The organism is Desulfatitalea tepidiphila (genome assembly GCF_001293685.1).
Taxonomy (GTDB): Bacteria; Desulfobacterota; Desulfobacteria; order Desulfobacterales; family Desulfosarcinaceae; genus Desulfatitalea; species Desulfatitalea tepidiphila.
In genome coordinates this window covers 2,502,664-2,522,672 of sequence record NZ_BCAG01000003.1, presented here as the reverse complement: position 1 = coordinate 2,522,672, position 20,009 = coordinate 2,502,664, and the positions used below count along the sequence as shown (strand labels likewise).

The window sequence follows — 20,009 nt, the reverse complement described above, 5'->3', positions numbered from 1 at the left end:
AAACCAGACCCGATGGATACATATCGATACCTAAAAACAAAGGATGCGTATCATGTATGAATCGGAATTGAAACCGCATCAACTCTACCACCGATGTGATCTCGACACCCTGCCTTTTGATACCACCGACGATTTCAATAACATGTCGCCGGCCGGTCAACTGATCGGGCAACCGCGGGCCGAGCAGGCATTGGAATTCGGCATGGGGATCCAGCAGGAGGGGTACAATATTTTTGCCCTCGGCGCGCAAGGCACCGGCAAACATACGTTCATTCGCGACGTTCTCCAGCGCCGTGCGGGCCACGAGGCGGTGCCTCCCGACGTCTGTTATGTGAACAACTTCGATCAGCGCCATGTGCCGCGCCTGCTCCTGCTCGATCCCGGACAGGGCAAGGCCCTGGCGGACGACATGAAGAAGCTGGTGGAAGATGTGCGCAACGCCATGCAATCGGCGGTGGAGAACGAGGCGTATCAGAACAGGGCCCAGGCCATCGCCGAAGAATTTAAAGAGAAGCAGATGCGGGCATTCGAGGAGCTTCGCCGCAAAGCCAGGGAGAAAAACCTGGTGGCCCTGCCCACGCCCAGCGGATTGGCGTTCGCTCCTGCCAAGGAGGGAACCGAGGAAGGGCTTTCCCAGGAGGAGTACGAACAGCTTTCCGACCAGGAAAAGAAGCGCATCCAGGAGAGCGCCGAGGAGATGCATAAAGAGGCCCAGCGCATCGCGCAAAATTTTCCCCAGTGGCAGCGAGAAACTAGAGAAAAGCAAAAAACCTTCAACCGGGAGGTGACCGAATACGCCATTCGCCCCCTGATCGACGAGTTGAAGACCAAGTTTGCCAACAACGGGAAGGTCGTGGACTACCTGGGCTCGGTGCATGACGATCTCATCGAAAACGTGCAGGAGCTGTTTCCCGGAAGGCAGCAGCAGGAGGTGCAACAGCAGATCCAGATGGCCTTGCAGGGAATGGATGACGCCGGCATTGGTGCCGGGGGAATCAAAAATCCGGCCGAGCGCCGTTATTATGTGAATGTCTTGGTGGACCACAGCAAAACCGAGGGCGCGCCGGTGGTCTACGAGCAAAATCCCACCTATCTGAACCTCTTCGGGCGCGTGGAGCATCTATCCCAAATGGGCGTCTTGCTCACCGATTTCACCATGATTCGGGCCGGTGCCCTGCACCGCGCCAACGGCGGTTACCTGATCATGGACGCGCTGAAACTGGTACGCGAGCCGTTCGCATGGGATGGATTGAAGCGGACCCTTCAGTCCGGCAACCTCAAGATCGAATCCATCGGCCAGATGTACAGTCTGATCAGCACGGTAATGCTGGAACCCGAGGCCCTGCCGGTCAAGGTCAAGGTGGTGCTCACCGGTATCCCGTTGCTCTACTACCTGCTTCGGCATTACGATCCCGACTTTGGCGACCTGTTCAAGGTGTCGGCCGATTTCGCCCAGCAGATGGATCGCACCGACGAGAACCAACATGCGTTCGTGCGCCTGATGGCCGGCATCGTGCGGCATGAAAAACTGCTGCCTTTCAAGCGGGAGGCCGTGGGGCGGGTGATCGAACGGGGCAGCCGCCTGATCGATGACGCACAAAAGATGTCGATCCACATGGAGAGCATGACCAACCTGCTGCGTGAATCGGACTATTGGGCCAGGCAGGACGGCGCCGCGTCGGTCGAGGCCGGACACGTGCAGAAGGCAGTGGATTCCTGGATCTTTCGATCGGATCGTTTGCGTGAGCGCATGCAGGAGCAGATTCAGCGGGATATCGTGATGATCGATTGCGATGGCGCAGCGGTCGGACAGGTCAACGGTCTGTCGGTGGTTTCCTTGGGGGATTTCGCGTTTGGCCGACCCAGTCGCATCACCGCCCGCATCCGGCTGGGAAAGGGCGAGGTGGTGGACATCGAGCGGGAAGTGGACATGGGTGGACCGATCCATTCCAAGGGGGTCTTGATTCTCTCCGGCTTCATGGGCGGTCGCTACGCCCTCGATCATCCCCTGTCGCTGTCGGCCAGCCTGGTGTTCGAGCAGTCCTACGGTGGCATTGAAGGAGACAGCGCCAGTTCGGCGGAGTTGTACGCGCTGCTGTCCGCCATCGCCGATGTGCCCCTCCGGCAGGCGGTGGCGGTGACCGGTTCGGTGAACCAGTATGGCCGGGTACAGCCCATCGGCGGCGTCAACGAAAAGATCGAAGGCTTTTTCGATATCTGCCGCTCCAGAGGATTGACCGGCGGGCAAGGGGTGCTGATTCCGGCGGCCAATGTCCAGCATCTCATGCTGCGGCAGGATGTGATCGATGCCGTGCAAGCCGGAACATTTCATATTCATGCCGTCCAGACCATCGATCAGGGCATCGAGATCCTGACCGGCATGGCTGCCGGTGTGGCGGACGGGTCCGGCCAATATCCTGAAAACACTGTTAACTGCAAGGTACAGCAGCGCCTGAAGATGTTCGCCGAACGGCAACAGCAGTTTGTCAGGGAATCGCAGGCGCCCAAGGAGGCTTGAAAGACAGCCTGCGATTCTTATAACCGCACAAAAGGTCCATGCGCATGAACGAAGCAAATTCACGGCGTTCACCCATTGGCAGGATCCTGGTGGCATTGGATGCATCGTCATCCAGCGTGAATGCGTTGCACGCCGCCATCGACCTGGCGGGCCGGTTCAATGCCCAAGTATTGGGACTGTTCGTGGAGGACATCAACCTGTTGCGCCTCGCCGAATTGCCGTTTGCCAGGGAAATCAGTTTCTACGGACCCGGGCCGCGTGAAATCGATCCCCTGGAAATGGCGCTGCAGCTGCGCATTCAGGCCGATCGTATCCGCAACACCCTGGCTCAGATCGCCGACCGATACGGGATAGCCTGGGAATTCCGCACGGCCCGCGGAGATGTCGGCGCCCAGGTGCTGTCGGCGGCGGCCGATATCGATCTGGTGGTGTTGGGCAAAATCGGACGGTCATTGCCCGGCACCCAACGCACGGGATCGACGGTCCGCGCCCTGTTGATGCAGCGTCAGGGCATGACCCTGATCCTGCAGACCCGGGTCTTGTTTGCCGGCACACCGTTGGCCGTGGTATACGACGGCAGTCCAGCCGCTGGACAGGCGCTGGAGACGGCCGGGTTTCTCGCCAAACTCCACGACACACCGATGATCGTTTTCGTGATCGGTGACAGCAGGGAAGCGGTGGAAAGCCACCGGGAACAGGCCCGGCTGCTGCTTCGCTCGCAGGAGATCGAGGCACGATTCCGTGCCGTGCTCAAGCCCACCTCGAAGGAACTGGCCGAACGCATCCAGCGCGAGACCCAGGGGCCGGTGATTCTCCCCTGCCTGGAGGAGTGGTTTGGCGGGGAGCGGCTCTGCGGTTTGATCGACGAAATCGTCAATCCGGTACTGTTGATCCGGTGATTTTTAAATGGTGTCCGTCCACAAACATGCAAATTGGGTCGAGATCAAGGCGCACGAAAAATTTAACCGCAGGCATATGGCCGATATTCCGAGGATTAAATTTTTCGCGCAACGCAGATATCTGGACAATTGGACATTTGTGGATGGGCACTAAATGGTTCATTTAGGAATGCAGAGGTGATTATGTCCGATTCGACCCAATCAAAGACAGAAGCCCAAATGCTGGATGAATTATACGAAATGGTCGGCCTTATCGAGGAACCGCGGGACAAGGACTTGATCGTCGAGGCCAAATGGCTGTTGGAGTGCCAATTCAGAGTGATCATCGACGCCTGCGCAAAGTACAACGACAGCCTTGCCAGTTGGGAGGATTACGTCAATGAAACCGCGGTCCCCCGAGTGGTGGCGTTTCTGAGGGAAAAACTGTTGTCCGACAACGCTCTGATGGGAACCATCATCCAGGATGTCGTGAACACGCTCCAGAAGAAATTGGAGTCAGACAAATTTCGCCTTAAAAAGATAGAGGAAAATATCCAGTTACTGGGTGGCGTCATTTGATAGAGGAAGTGATCGAATGCAGTTCAGGAATTATGTGCGCAACGAATTTGGAAAAACCGATACACCGGTCAGCACGGTCGAAAAAATCGTCGCCGGTTTCGAACGAATGGGCTACCCGATCCGGTATATGCCCTTCCAGGTCGCCGAGGACATCCACTGGTCTCAAATTTGTGTCGATACCATCAACCTGCAGTGTCAAGGCAAGGGATTGACGGCCGGGCTCTGCAAGGCGAGCGCCCACGCGGAACTGGCCGAACGGTTCAGCGGCGGGATGTTCTTCCAGGATTTTGAAGAGCAGGTTCGCTTCAACATGCCGGCCCTGTATGGCCGTCAGGTCAACCGCTTCTTGAACTATGAGTGGCTGGACGGGTATGTCAACAGCCACCAGGCGGATTTGAAGGAGGAGCACCTCACCATTGAAAGGTTGTTGTGCAACCAGCCCCACCTGCATCCAACGGCCATCGAGAACATCAAAAACAGCCAGATGGCCCGGCACTGGGTGGACGGTTATTCGGTGCTGCAGGACAAAACCATCAAGGTCCCCATCAATTTCATCGCGTACATCAACGCATCCAACGGCATGGCCGCCGGCAACACGCTGGAAGAAGCGATCGTGCAGGCCAGCTGCGAGGTGTTTGAGCGTTACACCCAGATTCAAATCATCGCACCCGAGAAGCGTGTTCCCAGCATCGACAAGGAGACGCTTGGAAATGACCGCTTGAAATCCATGATGGCCTTTTATGAAAAGGAAAATGTCGAGATCATCCTGAAAGATCTTTCCATGGGGGGGCAATTTCCCAGTATCGGTGTGTTTTTCATCAATCACAATCTGCGGCCCGGCCGACTGGAACATAAAATCCTCGTTCCCGGCGTGTCGTTCAACCTGGATGAGGCGCTCAGCCGCTGCCTGACCGAAGTCATGCAGGGACGCGGTACACTGAAAATCCCCACCCCCAATCTCGACCGGCCCGTCATGCATCGCTCCCGCATCGAAAATCTCTACCTGCTGTTCAAGTGCTCTATTTCTCAAAAGGATATTTCCTTTCTCGAACAGGGCGGCACCATTGCCTACAGAGGCACGCAAAGCAAGGATATCCTGTCTGAAATCGAGGCGATCAAAAAGATTTGCCAGGCCCTTGAAACCGATTTCATCGTTTTGAACCTGACTCACCCGGTCTTGCAGTTCCCTGTGGTACGGGTCGTTCTGCCGGGTATTTCGGATTTCCTTCCATTTGTGAACAAAGACATTCTGACCTCCGTGGACACCCGTCCGGATGCCGCATGGCGGGGGGGGCATTTTAAGACCGCGATGGACTCGTTCTTCCCTGGCCAGTGACGGCATCGGCCGCCTGCCCTACTCACGCCGGGTTTAATGAATAGCATTCAGTTAGAATCGCTGAAGATTCTTGTTGACATATGGCACCGGCCGATCAGAGACTGTATCAACAGCCTCATGTGACTTTTCTTGTCCGTGATCATCGTTTCTGCGGTTCATCTCTAAAGGTTTAGCGTCTCCTTTCCAAGCGCATTCCCGTCTATTCGCATTCGGCCGCATGCTCCATCGCTGGGGGTGTCATCTTCCACATATGGCTGTTTTCGTTGTTAACCCACAAAGAAAGGAGAGTGCCATGGCCGTCAGAATTCTGATCAAAAGACGCTTCAAGGAAAAACACTTCAAAGAAATTGTGAAAATGATTCGAGAACACCGATACGGTGCCATGGGGCAGGATGGCTATCTGTCGTCTGAAACCATGTGGGATATCAAGGATCCCTACCGGGTGGTGGTCGCCTCGACCTGGGAAACGCTCAAGCAATGGAATGTCTGGAAAAACAGCGAGGAGAGAGTGGCCGTAAACAAGCGAATCAACGAGTATCTCGATGGAGAGACCGAGTTCGAGGAGTATCAACTGGGGATGTATCCCCATTGAGGTGGTGCGGGATTGAAACGGTACGGATGCGGCCCGCCGTCCGCGCATTCGGCCGGTCTACACTTCCGGTGACAACTTTATCCGCCACTTTTTCATGTACTTCCAGACCGCCGTGCGACTGATGCCCAGACGCCGGGCGGCCTCGGCCTTGTTCCAATCGCACTCGTCCAGCAATGCCGTCAGCCGGTCGGGCGTCAAATCCCGACCGGGCCGTCTCGATCGGGCCGGTTTCGGCGCGAGGCGCTGGCCGGTGCGGATTTCCACTGGTAGATGACGCGTTTCGATCTCCGTATGGCGGCAGACGACAAAAGCGTGCTCGATGGCGTTTTCCAGTTCGCGCACATTGCCCGGCCACGGGTAATCCAGCAAGTGGCGCATCGCCGCTTCGCTGGCGACGCGTATCTGTTTGCCGGTCGCCTTGTTCTGGCTTTCGATGAAATGGCTCACGAGCAGGGGAATGTCCTCACGCCGTTCGCGCAACGGCGGCAAAATGATGGGAAAGACCTTGAGTCGGTAGTAAAGATCCTCGCGAAAGGCCCCCTTTTGAACCAACGCGTAGAGATCGTGATGCGTGGCGGCGATGACGCGGATATCGATCATGCGCCGCCGTGAATCTCCCACCCGCTCGATTTCCCGCTCCTGAAGCACCCGAAGCAGCTTGACCTGGATAAAGGGGCTCAGCTCTCCGATTTCATCCAGGAAGATCGTTCCGCCGTCCGCCTCCTCGAACCGACCGACCCGATCCCGGTGCGCACCGGTGAACGCCCAGCGTGTGTGGCCGAAAAGTTCGCTCTCCAGGAGGGTTTCCGAAAGTGCGCTGCAATTGACCGTTACCATGGGACTGGCGGCCACATCGCTGTTGTAATGGATCGCGGCGGCCGGTCCTTTCATTTGTCACCAATCAACCCCATCCCGATCCTTCTTCGAACCGTTGTTCTTGCCTGACCCCTGACAATAGCCTTGACGCGTGAACGCATCCGCTCGTCCATTTTTTCTTTTTGGCCCCGGATGGCGTGAATCCCGCGGCTGTTGCGAGATGGCGACATCCGTCCCGTCTGTTCAGTTTGACTCCGCCCTTTTTAAATGAATGGGGTTAAAATGGTTGCGAAAAATATAAACACGTATATATTTCGCCACCTGTCACCAATGGAGGCGGTTTAAAAACGCGGGCTAAAATTGAATAAGAGGATGAAATTATATGGAAATATCGATCATCAAGGGAACCGGGCGGTATGTCCCCCCCCGATGTGTCACCAACCACGATTTGACCCGGTGGATGGATACCTCAGATGAATGGATTGTACAGCGTACCGGTATTGAACAGCGCTATTGGGTTCCGGAGGAGGGTGGCGTCGGGGTTTCGGACCTGGGACTGGAGGCGTCCAAAATCGCTTTGGAGCGCGCCGGCTGGCGGGCTCAGGATCTCGACCTGATCATCTTCGCCACCTTGAGCCCCGATCTGTTTTTCCCGGGATCCGGTTGTCTGCTGGCCGATAAACTCGGGCTTACGACGACACCGGCATTGGACATTCGTCAGCAGTGCACCGGTTTCCTGTACGGCATGGCCACGGCCGATGCCTATATCCGCAGCGGGATGGCCAAGCGGGTGCTGCTTGTGGGGGCAGAGGTGCACAGCACCGGTCTTGACGTTTCGACCCGGGGCAGGGATGTGGCCGTGATATTCGGCGACGGTGCAGCCGCCGTTTGCCTGGAGCTGACGGAATCGGACGCCCAAGAGGGGGTGCTCGCATCCTGCCTGCATGCCGACGGCTCGCTGGCGGAAAGCCTGATGACCTATGCGCCGGCATCCCGCGACAATCCCCGCATCAGCGAAAAGATGCTTCAAGAGGGCAAGCACTATCCCGTCATGGACGGTCGCAACATTTTCAAGCATGCGGTTCGGCGGCTGCCCGAGGTGGCCGGCGAGGCGCTCGAAAAGGCCGGGCTGCCGCTGTCGGCGGTGGATCTGTTCATTCCACACCAGGCCAACATGAGAATCAACCAGGGATTTGCAAAGGCGTTGGACCTGCCGGAGGAGAAAGTCTACCACAACATCCAACGTTACGGGAACACCACGGCGGCGAGTATTCCCCTGGCCTTCGACGAGGCCATCGAAAAAGGGGTGATCGGCCCGGGCAGCACCGTCATGTTCCTGGGGCTCGGCGCCGGTGTGACCTGGGGCGCGGTGCTGTATCGTTTTCCCGCCTGATCGACACTTCCCGGAAGCATTTTGAAACGGCGTGCCGCCCGATCTGCCTCAAGCGTGGGCGGACGGGCGCGCGCGCCAGACGATTTCCGCCTGGAAAACCGGCTGGTCACTTTCCGGACGCACCCCGAGGATGGTCTGTGAGCCGTCGGCCTCCACGGTCTGGGCCTTCACCAAGATGGGTTCACCCAAGTGCGTCTCCGATATGTAGTCGATGCGAATGGCGGCAATTTCGAATCGGTCATGCCTGGGAGCGTCGAAACTGTCCAGGATCCAGCGCACGTAGGCCGCATTGTTGACGTGGCGGTTGACGTCCAGGTCGGAATAGCGCACGGAAAAAAGACGGAGATCAGACAATCCAACCGGATTGGCCTGCTTATCGGTCACAGCTTCAGGCCTGGCCGCCGCCCGGGTCGGAGGGACCGCTTGCATGATGGGGCCCGGTCTCATGGGGCGGTGCTTATCCTGCGTCAGGATCAACCACGCCGATATGCCCGAACCGAGCCGTTCGCCTGCATCGGAAATAAACTCGAACTCCCGCAGCGCAAAAACCCTTTCCACGCCGCAGGGCCAGGTTTGGACCGTCACCTTCTGGCCCCAGGCCGGGTAGCGATCGATCTGCATCCGGCAGCGGGAAAGCACCCAAAGACATCCCTGACGGGACAATTCTTCCCGGCCCACACCCAAATCACGGGCATGATGCCCGGCCGCTTCCTGAAAGCAGCAGAACAAGGCATCCAAACGGGCCAGGCCGTTCATGTCCGCCTCGTGGGTGTCGATTTGAAATTGTTCGTTCCAGATGGGCCTGCCCATGCCGTTACCGCCTTGGTCATGTTTGCGCGTTTACTTCCGGTGGCTCGCGCCGGAAAAAGCAAAGATCCAATTTTTTCCGGCGTTATCTATTTCAAAGCGGTGCGGGTGTCAATGGCAGCGGTACACCTGGTTCATACTATGCTTCGGGGAATGCCAATCATTGGAACGGTCGGCGCACAGGCAGGGCTTCAGCGGTCTGTGAACAGGCGAGCCGTATAGGCTTGGCCAGGCTTCGATGAAAAAGGGCGGCCCCTTTTTGGAGCCGCCCTTCAATGGTCTGCATGGCCCGCAATGTCACGGAACCGGAATACGTCTATTCGTTCAGATATTTAAAGGAGAGTTTCACTCTGGTGCGGTATGCGGTGACCTTGCCGTTTTCCACCTTCATGTCCAATTTACTGACTTCTGCGATCCGCAGGTCCTTGAGACTCTTGGCGGCGGTCTCGATGGCCACGCGGGCCGCATCTTCCCATGAAGTGGTGCTGGTCCCTACCAATTCGATGACTTTGTATACACTTTCTGCCATAAGTGCCTCCTTTGCCTGTTGGTTTTAGGTTTCTGAGTGTTGTGGCCTTGGTGGTGTCCGGGCGTTTCATGACGCCTGTCGTACCCAAGGTTTGCTGGCAAGCGGTATAAATTTCAATTTAGATCCCTTCAAGCCATTCTGTCAATCCATGATGTGTGAATCCTCCCAAAATTTTCGGATACAAGCGAGCGGCAACAGCAACCGCAACATATCGGCAGTGTGGCATTAGCGTGAGCATTCCCGGTATTTACGGCTGGTTTTTCAAACTCATGGACCGTGACCATTTTCGGTAAACCCCAACCCATTATTGTCAAATTTCGATTTTGCTACGAGTGCTTAATCTTATAACAAGCTGGAATATCATACGATACCTAAATGGCATGTAAAATGCTTTGCGTGTCACCAAAGATCCCTGGGCGACATCGGGCCTTTCAGCTGCTTTTCCCCGCCAAAGGAATTGAGATCGCCGGAAATGCGCCACCGAAGTAAAAAGAAATTGATCGGCCCAAGGAACAAGTTCCATTTCATTGTAGGAGACGATTTTGGCCTTGGATCCTATTTGCCCATCGAACGGTGACGATCCACGGATCCATTGGAATGACAGTTGAAAATCGAATGGGTTGCGATGAAAATGAAAAGACACGTTCTGGTCGTCGACGATGAGAAAAGTACACTTGCCCTGGTCTGCCAACTCCTTGAAAAACTAGGCCATCATACAACACCAGCCCACGGTGGTGAGGAAGCACTCAATTCCCTGGCAAATGAAGTCGGTATCGATGTCGTTCTGACCGACATCAACATGCCGGTCATGGATGGCTGGGAGCTTGCGGAACGCATAAAAGCGACGCATCCGAACCTGCCGATCATCGCCATGACCGGCGAGAGCCCAGGGATGGTGATGCCTCGGCTGAAAAACAAGGGCATCAGCGGTGCTCTGTTCAAGCCATTCAAAATGAATCAACTTAAAGAGGTCGTTTCAGGTGGCATGGCATTGGCCTGAGAAATTTAGTTCGTGCCCATGGGCCCATACGTTGTCCGGGCCATGGAATCGGCCGCGGCCTATGGCTCCGGACCCTCATGATGCCGGGATTTGTAGAAGATATCGAACCGCAGCTTGCCTTTTTCGGTCAAAAACGCCGTGTTGAGCATTTCACCGACGAAAGTCATCGCGGTTTCAATGGTGTATTTCTGACTCATAGAGCCCAGATGGATGGCCGCTTCATTGATGGCCAGGTTGAAATAGGCCAGCAGTACCGGATCTACCGGGCGTATGATGCCGTTGCGTATGGCGCCTTGAATCTCTTTAATCAGGTTTTCCATCATTTCCCGATAAAGCCGGGACAGGTTCGATCTGGCCCATGGGTCGCCGATGATGGCTCCTGATCGCAGTTGATTGAGAATTTCACCCATTTTCGGATAGTGGGCATAAAAAGTGTTGAACATGATTCTCGATCGCCGGGCCGGATCTTTTTCATGCTTCACCGCTTCCCGGATTTCATTTTTGAAATTTTTGATCACGTACTCGATGGCCTCAACGAAGAGTTCACGCTTGTCTCTGAAATAGCGGTAGAAGGTCGGCGTGGAGATGCCGACCGCCTTGGCGATATCCTTGATGTTGGTCAGGTAGTAGCCACGGTTGGCATACATTTGCAGCGTGGCCTCAATGATCGCTTTCTTCTTCCCGGCCTTGGCCGCCCCTCTCTTCCCAGGCGGATTGACGTTGCCGTTTGACCCGCTCGGTTTGATCAGCGGGTCGCTCTCGTTCAACCGGTGCTTGATCACATCCAGGGGAATTCGAGTCGTTTTGGCGGTTTTCAGATAGTCGAGCTTGATCTTTTGAATGGTCTCAAGCCGCTTGACATGGAGGTCGTCGTAATAGGCCATGGTATGGCCGGTTTTGTGCGGGCGGTGCAGCAGACCGTAGTTGACATAGTGGTGGACGGTCGACCGGGAAATGCCTGTAATTTTTTCCAAGTCGCTGATTTTTAGTTTCTTATTGCGGTTCATGAGAGATCCTGCTGTATCGTCGATGGCCCATCAGCCGGGCCGACCCCATGCTCGGAAAGGGTCGCCCAACTATGAAGTCGATATTGTAAGGTTAAACTATAAAGCAAAAAGTCGATTCGTTCTGGAATCTATCCTGTTTTCGCTTCAATATATCGCTCGCATAAATTGAACTGCATTTTACTTTATAAAAAATCATAATGAAATAAGATTATTAAAATTCTTGTAACGGTTAGGTGCCTGTGCTTTTTTATTTGACAACCCCTACCTGAAATTGCAGAAAATACGGCCCATCTGTGGGTAAACCCAATACGATTTAACACGGCATAACGTCATTTTCGCTGACTTGACTGACAATAAAGCCGGCGAGCCGATAGACCTTGGCGTCGAAAGGATTCCGCATGAAAACCAGAATGATCAACGTACCAAGAGGGGTGTTCAATATTCGGGAGGGCGGTGATCTTGCGGGTTTCCCGGTGATCATGCTGCATGGTTGGCCTGAAAGCTCCTATTGCTGGGAAGGGGTTGCCAAACATCTCGATGCGCGCCTGCATCTTATCGCACCCGATCTGCGCGGACTGGGCGACAGCGAACGTACCTTGGATGTAACAGCCTATCAGAAGCTGGAGCTGGCCAAAGATGTTGTCGAGATCGTCGACGCCCTTGGCATCGACACCTTTTTTCTGGTCGGTCATGATTGGGGCGGCATCGTGGCCCAGGAAATCGCTCTCTTGATTCCGGAGCGGGTGAAACAGCTGGTTATCATGAACATACCGGTGATCACCAATGCCGCCGGCGCCCAGGAGGCAGCCCATGCGCTGGCTGCCATGCGCTTCATGCCTTACTGGTACCAATACTTCCAGATGCAGCCCGGGTTGGCGGAAGCCATGATCAAAGGCAATGAAGATGTCTGGGTGCGCTATTTCTTCGGCAAAAAAGGTCGCGACGGAATTATTCCAGCCGAATCCATCGCCGAATACGCCCGCTGCTACGCGATTCCGAATACGCCGGCCACGGGTGCATCCTATTATCGTGCCATGCAGCTGGATGCCAAGCACTGGTCCGAGCTTGCCGGCAGAAAATTTCCAATGACGTCCCTGTATATTTACGGCACGGAAGAGATCACCATCGTCCCGGAAAACCTGAACCACCTGGAGGATTGCTTCGACACCATCCGGGTGGAAAAGTTGCAGGCCGGGCACTTCGTTCAGGAAGAAAAACCCCGGGAAGTTGCAGAGCTGATGAATGATTTCTTTGATACCCTGACATAGCGGCAAACGACAAGAACGTCATCAGCGTTTTCGAATTCCGCATGATCGTGCGATCTCGATTCGGCGGCGGGATCGGTTACGCACTGACGCGGGAGTGAATGAACATTTTCAACAAAGCGGCCTGATCCTGCTTCGATCGGGCTCAGCAGTGGCTTCAGAAAGGCCCCAAAACCATACGCGGCCTTTCGCGGCTTTTTGCTTCCAAAACAAACACAAGGAGAAGGAAATGAAAAAGTTTATGATGTCGATGGCTTCAATCTTGTTTGTGATTTCGCTGCTCCCGATGAACGCTGCGGCCGGGGAGACCATATTGAAGCTCGCCACCTGGGGCCCTCCCAAGCATTTCATCGCCGAAGCCCGGGGGCAGTGGATCGAAGAGGTGAACACGACGCTTGCCGGACGGGTGAAAATCGTGGACTACCCCGGCGGCCAGTTGTTCGGTCCCAAGGACATGCATTCGGCCGTGGCCAAAGGACAAGTGGAACTCGGGCTCGTGCTGCAACCGTCCATGCTGGCGATGGTGCCCATGCTGCAGGGGGTTTATCTGCCCTTTGCTTTTGACAACCTGGACCAGGTCGATCAGGCCTATTCAGGGGAAACGCTGGCCATTATCGAAAAGGCCATGGAAGCAAAAAACCTGAAGCTGATCTATGTCAGTTACACGGACGGGGTCCAGGTCTACAGCAACAAGAAAAACATCGTCTCCACGGACGATTTCAAAGGGTTGCGAATTTTGTCCGCCAGCCCGATCTTTTCCGAGATCATGGCCAGACTCGGTGCGGCGCCGGACACCTCCATTCCTTATACCGAGCAGTACATGGCCTTGCAGAGAGGGGTGTCCGATGCGGTGGCTACGTCCATCGTCGGTGGGTTTTTCGAGAAAAACCATGAGGTGGCGCCCTACATCACCAAGATGGATATGAGCTTCGCAACGGTCCTGGTGGTTGCGAATCTCAAGAAGTGGAAAAAACTTCCCCAGGATGTTCAAGATACCATCATCACGCTGGGTCGGAAGAAGACGGCCTATTCTTTGGCGATGGCCAAAGGATGGGAGCAAAAATTCACGGCCGATATGGAAAAGCTGGGGGCCACCATTACCCGCATTCCAGATGAGGAGCGCGAGAAAATCAAGCAGATCAGTCGTGAGGTCTGGCTCGACTGGGCCAAGAAAAACGGCAAACAAGCCGAGGCGCTTCTGGACCTGAGTCTGAAAATCGTCGACAGCGCCAAATAATAGAGCCATTCCAAGGCGCCTTGCCGCTCCAGTCGGTGGGACGGCAAGGCGCTCTTACCCTTGGACATCCACCTTTGCCGGCATCTGAAAACAGGAAACCCCATGCAAACGCAAACTCGAAAGACAGCGGCCCTCCGATGGATTGACAGTGCCTGCGATATCGGCGGTATTATCGCCGCCATCTGCCTGGCATTCGTGACGCTCTCCATCTGCTACGATGTTTTCATGCGCTATTTTTTCAGTGCGCCCACCGTGTGGGTGCAGGAAATGAGCATCTATCTGTGTATCGCCATCGGCTATCTGGCGTGCGGCTACGCACTGAAAAACGACAGCCACTTTTCGATTACCCTTCTGGTCGACCGCATGACGGTCGCTAACCGACGCCGCATGAAAATATTCACCCACTTCGCGGGCATCGCCTATTCGGCCGTTTTCGTCATCAAGGGGTATGAAAATGCCAGGTTTGCCTACGATATCGGAGACACGAGTTCCGGCCTGATGGCGACTCCCCTGTGGATTCCCTGGATGCTGGTGCCCATCGGAGGATTGCTGTTGGGATTACAGTTCCTCAAGAAAATGATCGATGAGATTCAGAACCGGAAACAGAGCTGAACGGCGCTTCAATTCGGCATTGCTAATGAACCACTCTTTGAGGCTGAAGAAATGACTCTCTACGTGATCGGGTTTATGGTAGTTTTTTTACTGGTGCTCGCCTCGGGAATTCCCGTGGGGTTCGGGCTGGGGATTCTGGCGTTCGGCATTTTGACGGCCTATATGGGTTTCGATTCGGCCATGTCCACCGGCGTTTCCAAGGCGTATGCCTCGCTGGATACCAGCACGCTGGTGGCCATACCGCTCTTCATACTGGCAGCCCAGCTGATTTCGGAAACCGGCATGGGAAAGCGCCTGTTCGACGCTGCCAAAACCTTCATGGGCCGTTTCCGTTCGGGACTCGGTCCGGCAACCGTGGTCAGCAGCGGCGTGTTCTCGGCCATGACCGGCTCCAGTTTCGTGGCCGCCTCCACCATGGGCCTGATTGCCATTCCCGAGCTGCGCAAAGCCCGCTATTCCGATGCGGTCATTGCGGCCGCTATCTCCGCGGGCGGATCACTGGGCAGCGTGATCCCGCCGAGCCTGGTCATGATCATCTACGGCTATCTCACCGACGAATCGGTGGGTAAACTCTTCATGGCCGGGCTGATACCCGGTCTGGTGCTGATCCTTCTCTACTCCTTCGCCCTTTCGGTGGTGACCAACATCGGTTTCGCGCGTCAGCGCAAAAAAGCAGCCGAAGGACAAACGGACATGGTGAAAGCCCAGGACAACGGATCCCAAAGCCCGGCCATGGCGGTGGAGGCGCCACCGATGTCCCGTATGACCGCTTTGAAAGAGGCGTTCTGGGGATTGATGGCACCGGTCATCATCCTGGCAGGCATCTATCTGGGGATTTTCACGGCATCGGAAGCCGCCGCCGTGGCCGTGGTCTATTGTGCGGCCGTAGGTTTGTGGATCTATCGCACCGTGACGCTCAAAAAACTGTGGACCATACTGATGTCGTCGGCCAACATTTCGGCCATGGTGGCCGGAGTGGTGATCGGCGGTTATGTTTTGGGCTTCAGCGTCGTGATTGGAAGAATACCGCAGCAGATTCTGGAATTCATCGTCGCCCAGAATTTTTCGTCCGCCTTCCTTTTCATCGTGGTCAATATCATCCTGTTCATCATGGGCATGTTTTTGGAAAGCATTTCGTTGATTTATCTGGCCATCCCGCTGTTGTACCCGGTCGTATTGCATATGGGGTGGGACAACATCTGGTTCGCCGTCATTCTTCTGCTCAACGTCAACCTGGGACTCATCACCCCGCCGATGGGAGGGGTTCTTTTCATTATCTCACAAATCGGGGCCATTCATATCAATACCGTCATCAAGGGCGCCTTGCTTCCGGTCGCCGTTTTGCTGCTATTGCTCGGACTGCTGCTTTTTTTCCCCCAAATGGCCACGTGGCTGCCGAGTCTGATGTGAGTGGAGCAAAAAGCGTGTCTGAAACGTTTTGATTTCAACACGAAAGCATCCTGACGGGCCAATTCAGGAGACTTCCATTTGGTCTGGGCTGAACAGCAAAGTATCGGATCGACCGGCCATCTTTTTGACCCCAGGCCGGTCGATCCGTGTTGTTATAAAAACTGTGCAGTCACGCAATAGACATTCAATCCTTCAACGGGTCACCCCCGGTGAACACGCCCACCGTGACACCTCTGATTCGGTTCCGCATTGACAAATCTTGCAAAATATCGCCATGAGTTGGTATCAATGGGATCGCAACCAGAGCCCGGCAAGGAACGACCACCAATAAGGAGAAAATAATATCGTGAATTCGAATTTAGCGCAGTATCTACAGGCCACAGAAATCATCGATTTTCACCATCCGACGGTCAAGGCCTTCGTTCATAAGCGAATTCAAGGTGCTTCAACGCCACGGCAGCAGGCTGTGAAGCTCTATTACGGCGTCAGGGATGAAATAAGGTATGATCCATACAGCATCGACCTTTCGGTCAAAGGATTGCGGGCGAGCACCACTTTGGAAAATGGCCGGGGATGGTGCGTGCCCAAGGCGGCTTTGCTGGCGGCATGCTGCCGGAGTCTGGGCATTCCGGTCAAACTGGGTTACGCTGATGTCAGAAATCATCTCTCCACCGCCCGTATGCGCGAGCAAATGAAGACAGACATTTTTTTGTGGCATGGCTATGCCACGATCCTTCTGGATGACAAATGGGTGAAGGCAACGCCTGCTTTCAACATTGAACTCTGCCACCGGTTTCAACTCAAACCCCTCGAATTTGACGGGACCTTCGATTCGATCTACCACCCCTTCGACCTGCTCGGAAACAGGCACATGGAGTATTTGCGGGACCGCGGTGAATTTGCCGACGTCCCCCTCGATCAAATCATCAAAGATTTCTATCGCACCTACGGCTCGCCCCAGCAATTGTGCGCCTTTGATTTCCAAAAGGACATCGAACAGGAGAATCCTTTGGGGCGATGATTGTGGCTTGAAGGGGAGGGGGCATGACGGTCAATGCCGCCGATCCCGCTCCCCGACTATGCCATCAATCGTTTTCAAAAGCATACGGTTCCATATCCCGCATCTTGGAGTCGTCAAGGGAATCTGAGATACCGGCCAGATAACGGGCCACGCTCTTTTTGTCTTCAAAATCGTAGCCGATATTCAAGGCGATGGTTTCCATGATCGGAGAGCCCCCTCCGTGAACGCCGGCGATCTTGTACCACGACGCCATGCTCGAAGCACCCACGTTCTCGACAAATTGCCAGATCTTGCGGGACGCTTCCGGGGAGAGGTTGGGATTTCTGACGATAAATCGTTCCAACGCCTCTTTGTTTTCTCCTTTTTCGAAATCGCCGTTGAAGGGCATGGTGACGGCGATACCGCCCGCGATTTCCGTCAACAGGTTATACTCGTGATAGATGGTCTCTCCGGTGAGTCGCCGTCCCACGTTGGCATAAATTTCGTTGGGGAAGAAGACGCCGCTGGCGGTCTTTTCGCCATAGATGGCCGCTGCAATTCCGGCCGCGTAGGCCAGTTCTGCGGCACCGGCGAATTCGGAGAGCTTTTCCTTGATGTGGCTGGCCTTGGCGACGTTGTTCGCTTCGGCGGCCAACGCCGCGGCCCCACACAAGATGTCGGACACCGCAGGCTTGCACCCGCTGTAGCTGTGGCGGTGGGAATCGGCAAACAGCAGCGCCAGCCGCCGGCCGAACTGCCATTCGCCGCACATGAACACCCTCTCTTTGGGCACGAACACCTTGTTGAAAAACACGATGCAGTCGGACACGCCATAGCGGCAGAACGGGCCGGCTTCGGGGTTGTCTTTGTCCCGCAGCCATACCGGACGGGTAATCAGGCTCAGACCTTCGATATCGGCCGGCACGGCAAAGGCCACCGCGAAATCCCGGTCAGACTCTCCCAGGGCCCGGGTCGGCAGGGCGATGATCTCATCGGCATACGGGGCTTGGGTGATCGACATTTTGAAGCCGGACACCACGATGCCGTCCTTTTTCTCCTCGACAATGTGCAGATAGGCATCGGGATCCTGCTGTTCGCTGGGCCGTTTCATCCGGTCCCCTTTACTGTCGGTCTGGGCGCAGCAGCCATCCAGATCCTTGCCGTGGTAGACCTTCAGGTAGTTTAAAAAGCGCTGGTGATAATCGCTGCCGTTGGCCAGGTCCATCTCCTTGGTGCAGATGGCCAGAGCGTTGATGGCATCATGGCCCATGCACCGTTGGATGCAGCCGCCCGCCCGGCGGGCGCCGAGCCGAATCAGCTTCTGCTTCTGGATCAGATCGTAGGGGTTCTGGGGAAGATGGGCCCATCGGTTGATCTCTTCTCCGGTGACCGATGAGACGGCCGTCGCCAATTTTTTCCACTCCGGATCCTGCGCCAGGTCGAAGGTGATGTCGAGCACGTTGATTCCCGGGCGTAGACGCGGATCGTCCCTTCCGACACGCTCGCCGCCGATGAAGATGTTGGGCCGCATGGCAAACAGCTTTTCATGGTAGGCTTCCTTGGTTCGCAGCATAGGGCACTCCTTTGATGTTGGTTTATTGTCCGCCGGTCACATGAAACACCTGGCCGGTGAGGTATTTGGATGCATCGCGGATCGTGAACAAGACCGTTTCGAGAACGTCGGAGATTTCTCCGAGACGACCCGAAGGAATTTCTTCCAGAAGTTTCCTCCCGAGGGCTTTTTCAATTTTCAGGGGCCTTACGCCTCGAATATAGCCCGGGACGATGCAGTTGACATTGACAGAGGCTGCCGCCAGTTGGCGCGACAGGGACCTGGTCAAGGCGACCGCGCCGGCCTTGACCACTTCGAAGCGAACCGCATCGGTATATGCGTCCCAGGCCCAGGGCGCGATATAGACGATGCGTCCCAAGCCTCTTTCGCCCATTCGGTGCTTAAAACAGGACGCAAGATCCTGGGCCAGACGCAAATTGTTCCCAAAATCATCCGCGGCTTCCTTCATGACCGGCGCGTCGGGCATGTCGGTCGTGCCGACACCCAGGTCGTGCAGGTAGATATCCACAGGGCCGAACTCATTTTCGATGCGGTCGATGCGTGTCGCTGTGAGACCATCGGTGTCGTCGACGAGCAACACCGGCTCGCAAACAGCGCCGGTCTGCATGCCGGTGGACGACTGCAGCCGGGCGTCGTGCCGGTTGACTTGGGCGATCACCCGTACCCCGCGGGCTGTGAGATCGCTGCAGACGGCCTGCCCCAACAGGGTTCCCGCGTTGACCATCAATGCCGTTTTCCCCATCAGCGAGCCGGTGTCGGGGCCGGACGCCGGAACCCCTTTCACCGGTGCCAGCAGGCCGTGGGAAATGATATCCATAATGCTGTGTTCCGCTTCGAGCCGGGTCGAATGGCCTCGCAGGTCCCATCGTTTGATGGTCCAGGCGTCGATCATCGATTTGATCAGGTTGGACGCCAGTCGCAAATTGCACGGCGGCATCTGTCCCCGGGCCATGCATTCGTTCAGGACGCTTTCGAACATTTCCAGGTGGGCCCGCTCCTTCTCGAGAAGCTTTTTCAGAAAGGTGCCTTTCAGGATGTGGCTTTCCTGATAGATCAGCAGCAAGGCATCGGCCCATTGATCCATGAGGTTGAACTCGCTGTGGATCATGCGGCGCAGCTTTTCGACGGGATCCTGGATATCCTCGATGCTCCGATTGAGAATCTCCATGGCCGAGCCGGCCAGAAAATCATGGATCAGAAAGAAGATATCTTCCTTGCTGCCCACATAGTCGTAGATGTTGCCATAGCTCAGGCCTGCCTCTTCGGCCAGATCCTTTAAGGTGGTTTTGTGAAAGCCATGGCTGGCGAAAAGCTTGATGCCCGCCAGGATGATCTGGCGGCGGCGGCGTTCGACCAGTTCCCTGTTTTTAATGGTGGTGGGAATGTCAACCAAGCCAACCCCCTGAAATGATGGAACGATGCGAAAATATGATTACCCAATCGGAATGTGAATACCT

At 55.5% G+C, this 20,009-nt stretch carries 17 protein-coding genes and 1 pseudogene; 12 read left to right on the top strand and 6 right to left on the bottom strand.

All coding sequences use genetic code 11. From position 1 onward, the window contains the following. Positions 1 to 52: 52 nt before the first annotated feature. From DFT_RS15775 to DFT_RS15755, 5 genes are all read left to right on the top strand, one after another. Positions 53 to 2,518, top strand: coding sequence for a Lon protease family protein (locus tag DFT_RS15775; RefSeq protein ID WP_054032107.1), 2,466 nt, complete (start codon positions 53 to 55; stop codon positions 2,516 to 2,518). A gap of 44 nt (positions 2,519 to 2,562) precedes the next feature. Continuing rightward, on the top strand, positions 2,563 to 3,417 hold the full coding sequence (locus DFT_RS15770) for a universal stress protein (protein WP_054032106.1): 855 nt from the start codon (positions 2,563 to 2,565) through the stop codon (positions 3,415 to 3,417). Positions 3,418 to 3,636: 219 nt separating this feature from the next. After that, a complete protein-coding gene (locus tag DFT_RS15765; protein WP_152972020.1) occupies positions 3,637 to 3,975 on the top strand; it encodes a hypothetical protein in 339 nt (112 codons plus the stop codon). Between the two features lie 16 nt (positions 3,976 to 3,991). Further along, on the top strand, positions 3,992 to 5,311 hold the full coding sequence (locus DFT_RS15760) for a YcaO-like family protein (protein ID WP_054032104.1): 1,320 nt from the start codon (positions 3,992 to 3,994) through the stop codon (positions 5,309 to 5,311). 292 nt (positions 5,312 to 5,603) lie between these two features. Next, positions 5,604 to 5,903, top strand: a complete 300-nt coding sequence (locus tag DFT_RS15755; RefSeq protein ID WP_054032103.1) for an antibiotic biosynthesis monooxygenase family protein — start codon at positions 5,604 to 5,606, stop codon at positions 5,901 to 5,903. A 57-nt stretch (positions 5,904 to 5,960) separates the two neighbouring features. Here DFT_RS15755 and DFT_RS15750 read toward each other — a convergent pair. Further along, positions 5,961 to 6,782: pseudogene (locus tag DFT_RS15750) on the bottom strand (sigma-54 interaction domain-containing protein); the annotation flags it as partial. A 319-nt stretch (positions 6,783 to 7,101) separates the two neighbouring features. Between DFT_RS15750 and DFT_RS15745 the strand changes: the two are divergent. Further along, a complete protein-coding gene (locus DFT_RS15745; RefSeq protein WP_054032101.1) occupies positions 7,102 to 8,112 on the top strand; it encodes a beta-ketoacyl-ACP synthase III in 1,011 nt (336 codons plus the stop codon). 48 nt (positions 8,113 to 8,160) lie between these two features. Here DFT_RS15745 and DFT_RS15740 read toward each other — a convergent pair whose 3' ends face one another. Together DFT_RS15740 and DFT_RS15735 are read right to left on the bottom strand one after the other, a co-directional pair. After that, entirely contained in the window at positions 8,161 to 8,922 is a 762-nt protein-coding gene (locus DFT_RS15740) for an acyl-[acyl-carrier-protein] thioesterase (protein ID WP_054032100.1), read from the bottom strand. 313 nt (positions 8,923 to 9,235) lie between these two features. Beyond that, complete coding sequence (locus DFT_RS15735; RefSeq protein ID WP_054032099.1) at positions 9,236 to 9,448, bottom strand: dodecin family protein; 213 nt, start codon at positions 9,446 to 9,448, stop codon at positions 9,236 to 9,238. 604 nt (positions 9,449 to 10,052) lie between these two features. Between DFT_RS15735 and DFT_RS15730 the strand changes: the two genes are divergently transcribed. Next, positions 10,053 to 10,448, top strand: coding sequence for a response regulator (locus DFT_RS15730; RefSeq protein WP_152972018.1), 396 nt, complete (start codon positions 10,053 to 10,055; stop codon positions 10,446 to 10,448). Positions 10,449 to 10,507: 59 nt separating this feature from the next. On the opposite strand, the gene DFT_RS15725 is transcribed toward DFT_RS15730, so the two are convergent. Beyond that, positions 10,508 to 11,455: a TetR family transcriptional regulator gene (locus tag DFT_RS15725; protein WP_054032097.1), complete on the bottom strand. Its 948-nt coding sequence runs from the start codon at positions 11,453 to 11,455 to the stop codon at positions 10,508 to 10,510. A gap of 398 nt (positions 11,456 to 11,853) precedes the next feature. On the opposite strand from DFT_RS15725, the gene DFT_RS15720 reads away from it, so the two are divergent. The 5 genes from DFT_RS15720 (at position 11,854) to DFT_RS15700 (ending at position 17,000) form a co-directional block, all read left to right on the top strand. After that, positions 11,854 to 12,723 (top strand): alpha/beta fold hydrolase, encoded by an 870-nt coding sequence (locus DFT_RS15720; protein ID WP_054032096.1) that lies wholly within the window; start codon positions 11,854 to 11,856, stop codon positions 12,721 to 12,723. Between the two features lie 226 nt (positions 12,724 to 12,949). After that, positions 12,950 to 13,957, top strand: a complete 1,008-nt coding sequence (locus DFT_RS15715) for a TRAP transporter substrate-binding protein (RefSeq protein ID WP_054032095.1) — start codon at positions 12,950 to 12,952, stop codon at positions 13,955 to 13,957. A gap of 102 nt (positions 13,958 to 14,059) precedes the next feature. Next, on the top strand, positions 14,060 to 14,569 hold the full coding sequence (locus DFT_RS15710) for a TRAP transporter small permease (protein WP_054032094.1): 510 nt from the start codon (positions 14,060 to 14,062) through the stop codon (positions 14,567 to 14,569). A gap of 51 nt (positions 14,570 to 14,620) precedes the next feature. Beyond that, positions 14,621 to 15,979, top strand: coding sequence for a TRAP transporter large permease (locus DFT_RS15705; protein WP_054032093.1), 1,359 nt, complete (start codon positions 14,621 to 14,623; stop codon positions 15,977 to 15,979). A 346-nt stretch (positions 15,980 to 16,325) separates the two neighbouring features. Next, on the top strand, positions 16,326 to 17,000 hold the full coding sequence (locus tag DFT_RS15700) for a transglutaminase-like domain-containing protein (RefSeq protein WP_083453541.1): 675 nt from the start codon (positions 16,326 to 16,328) through the stop codon (positions 16,998 to 17,000). 64 nt (positions 17,001 to 17,064) lie between these two features. On the opposite strand, the gene DFT_RS15695 is transcribed toward DFT_RS15700, so the two are convergent. Together DFT_RS15695 and DFT_RS15690 are read right to left on the bottom strand one after the other, a co-directional pair. Continuing rightward, positions 17,065 to 18,552: a 4-hydroxyphenylacetate 3-hydroxylase N-terminal domain-containing protein gene (locus DFT_RS15695; protein ID WP_054032091.1), complete on the bottom strand. Its 1,488-nt coding sequence runs from the start codon at positions 18,550 to 18,552 to the stop codon at positions 17,065 to 17,067. Between the two features lie 22 nt (positions 18,553 to 18,574). Further along, a complete protein-coding gene (locus DFT_RS15690; RefSeq protein WP_054032090.1) occupies positions 18,575 to 19,945 on the bottom strand; it encodes an SDR family oxidoreductase in 1,371 nt (456 codons plus the stop codon). Between the last annotated feature and the right edge of the window lie 64 nt (positions 19,946 to 20,009).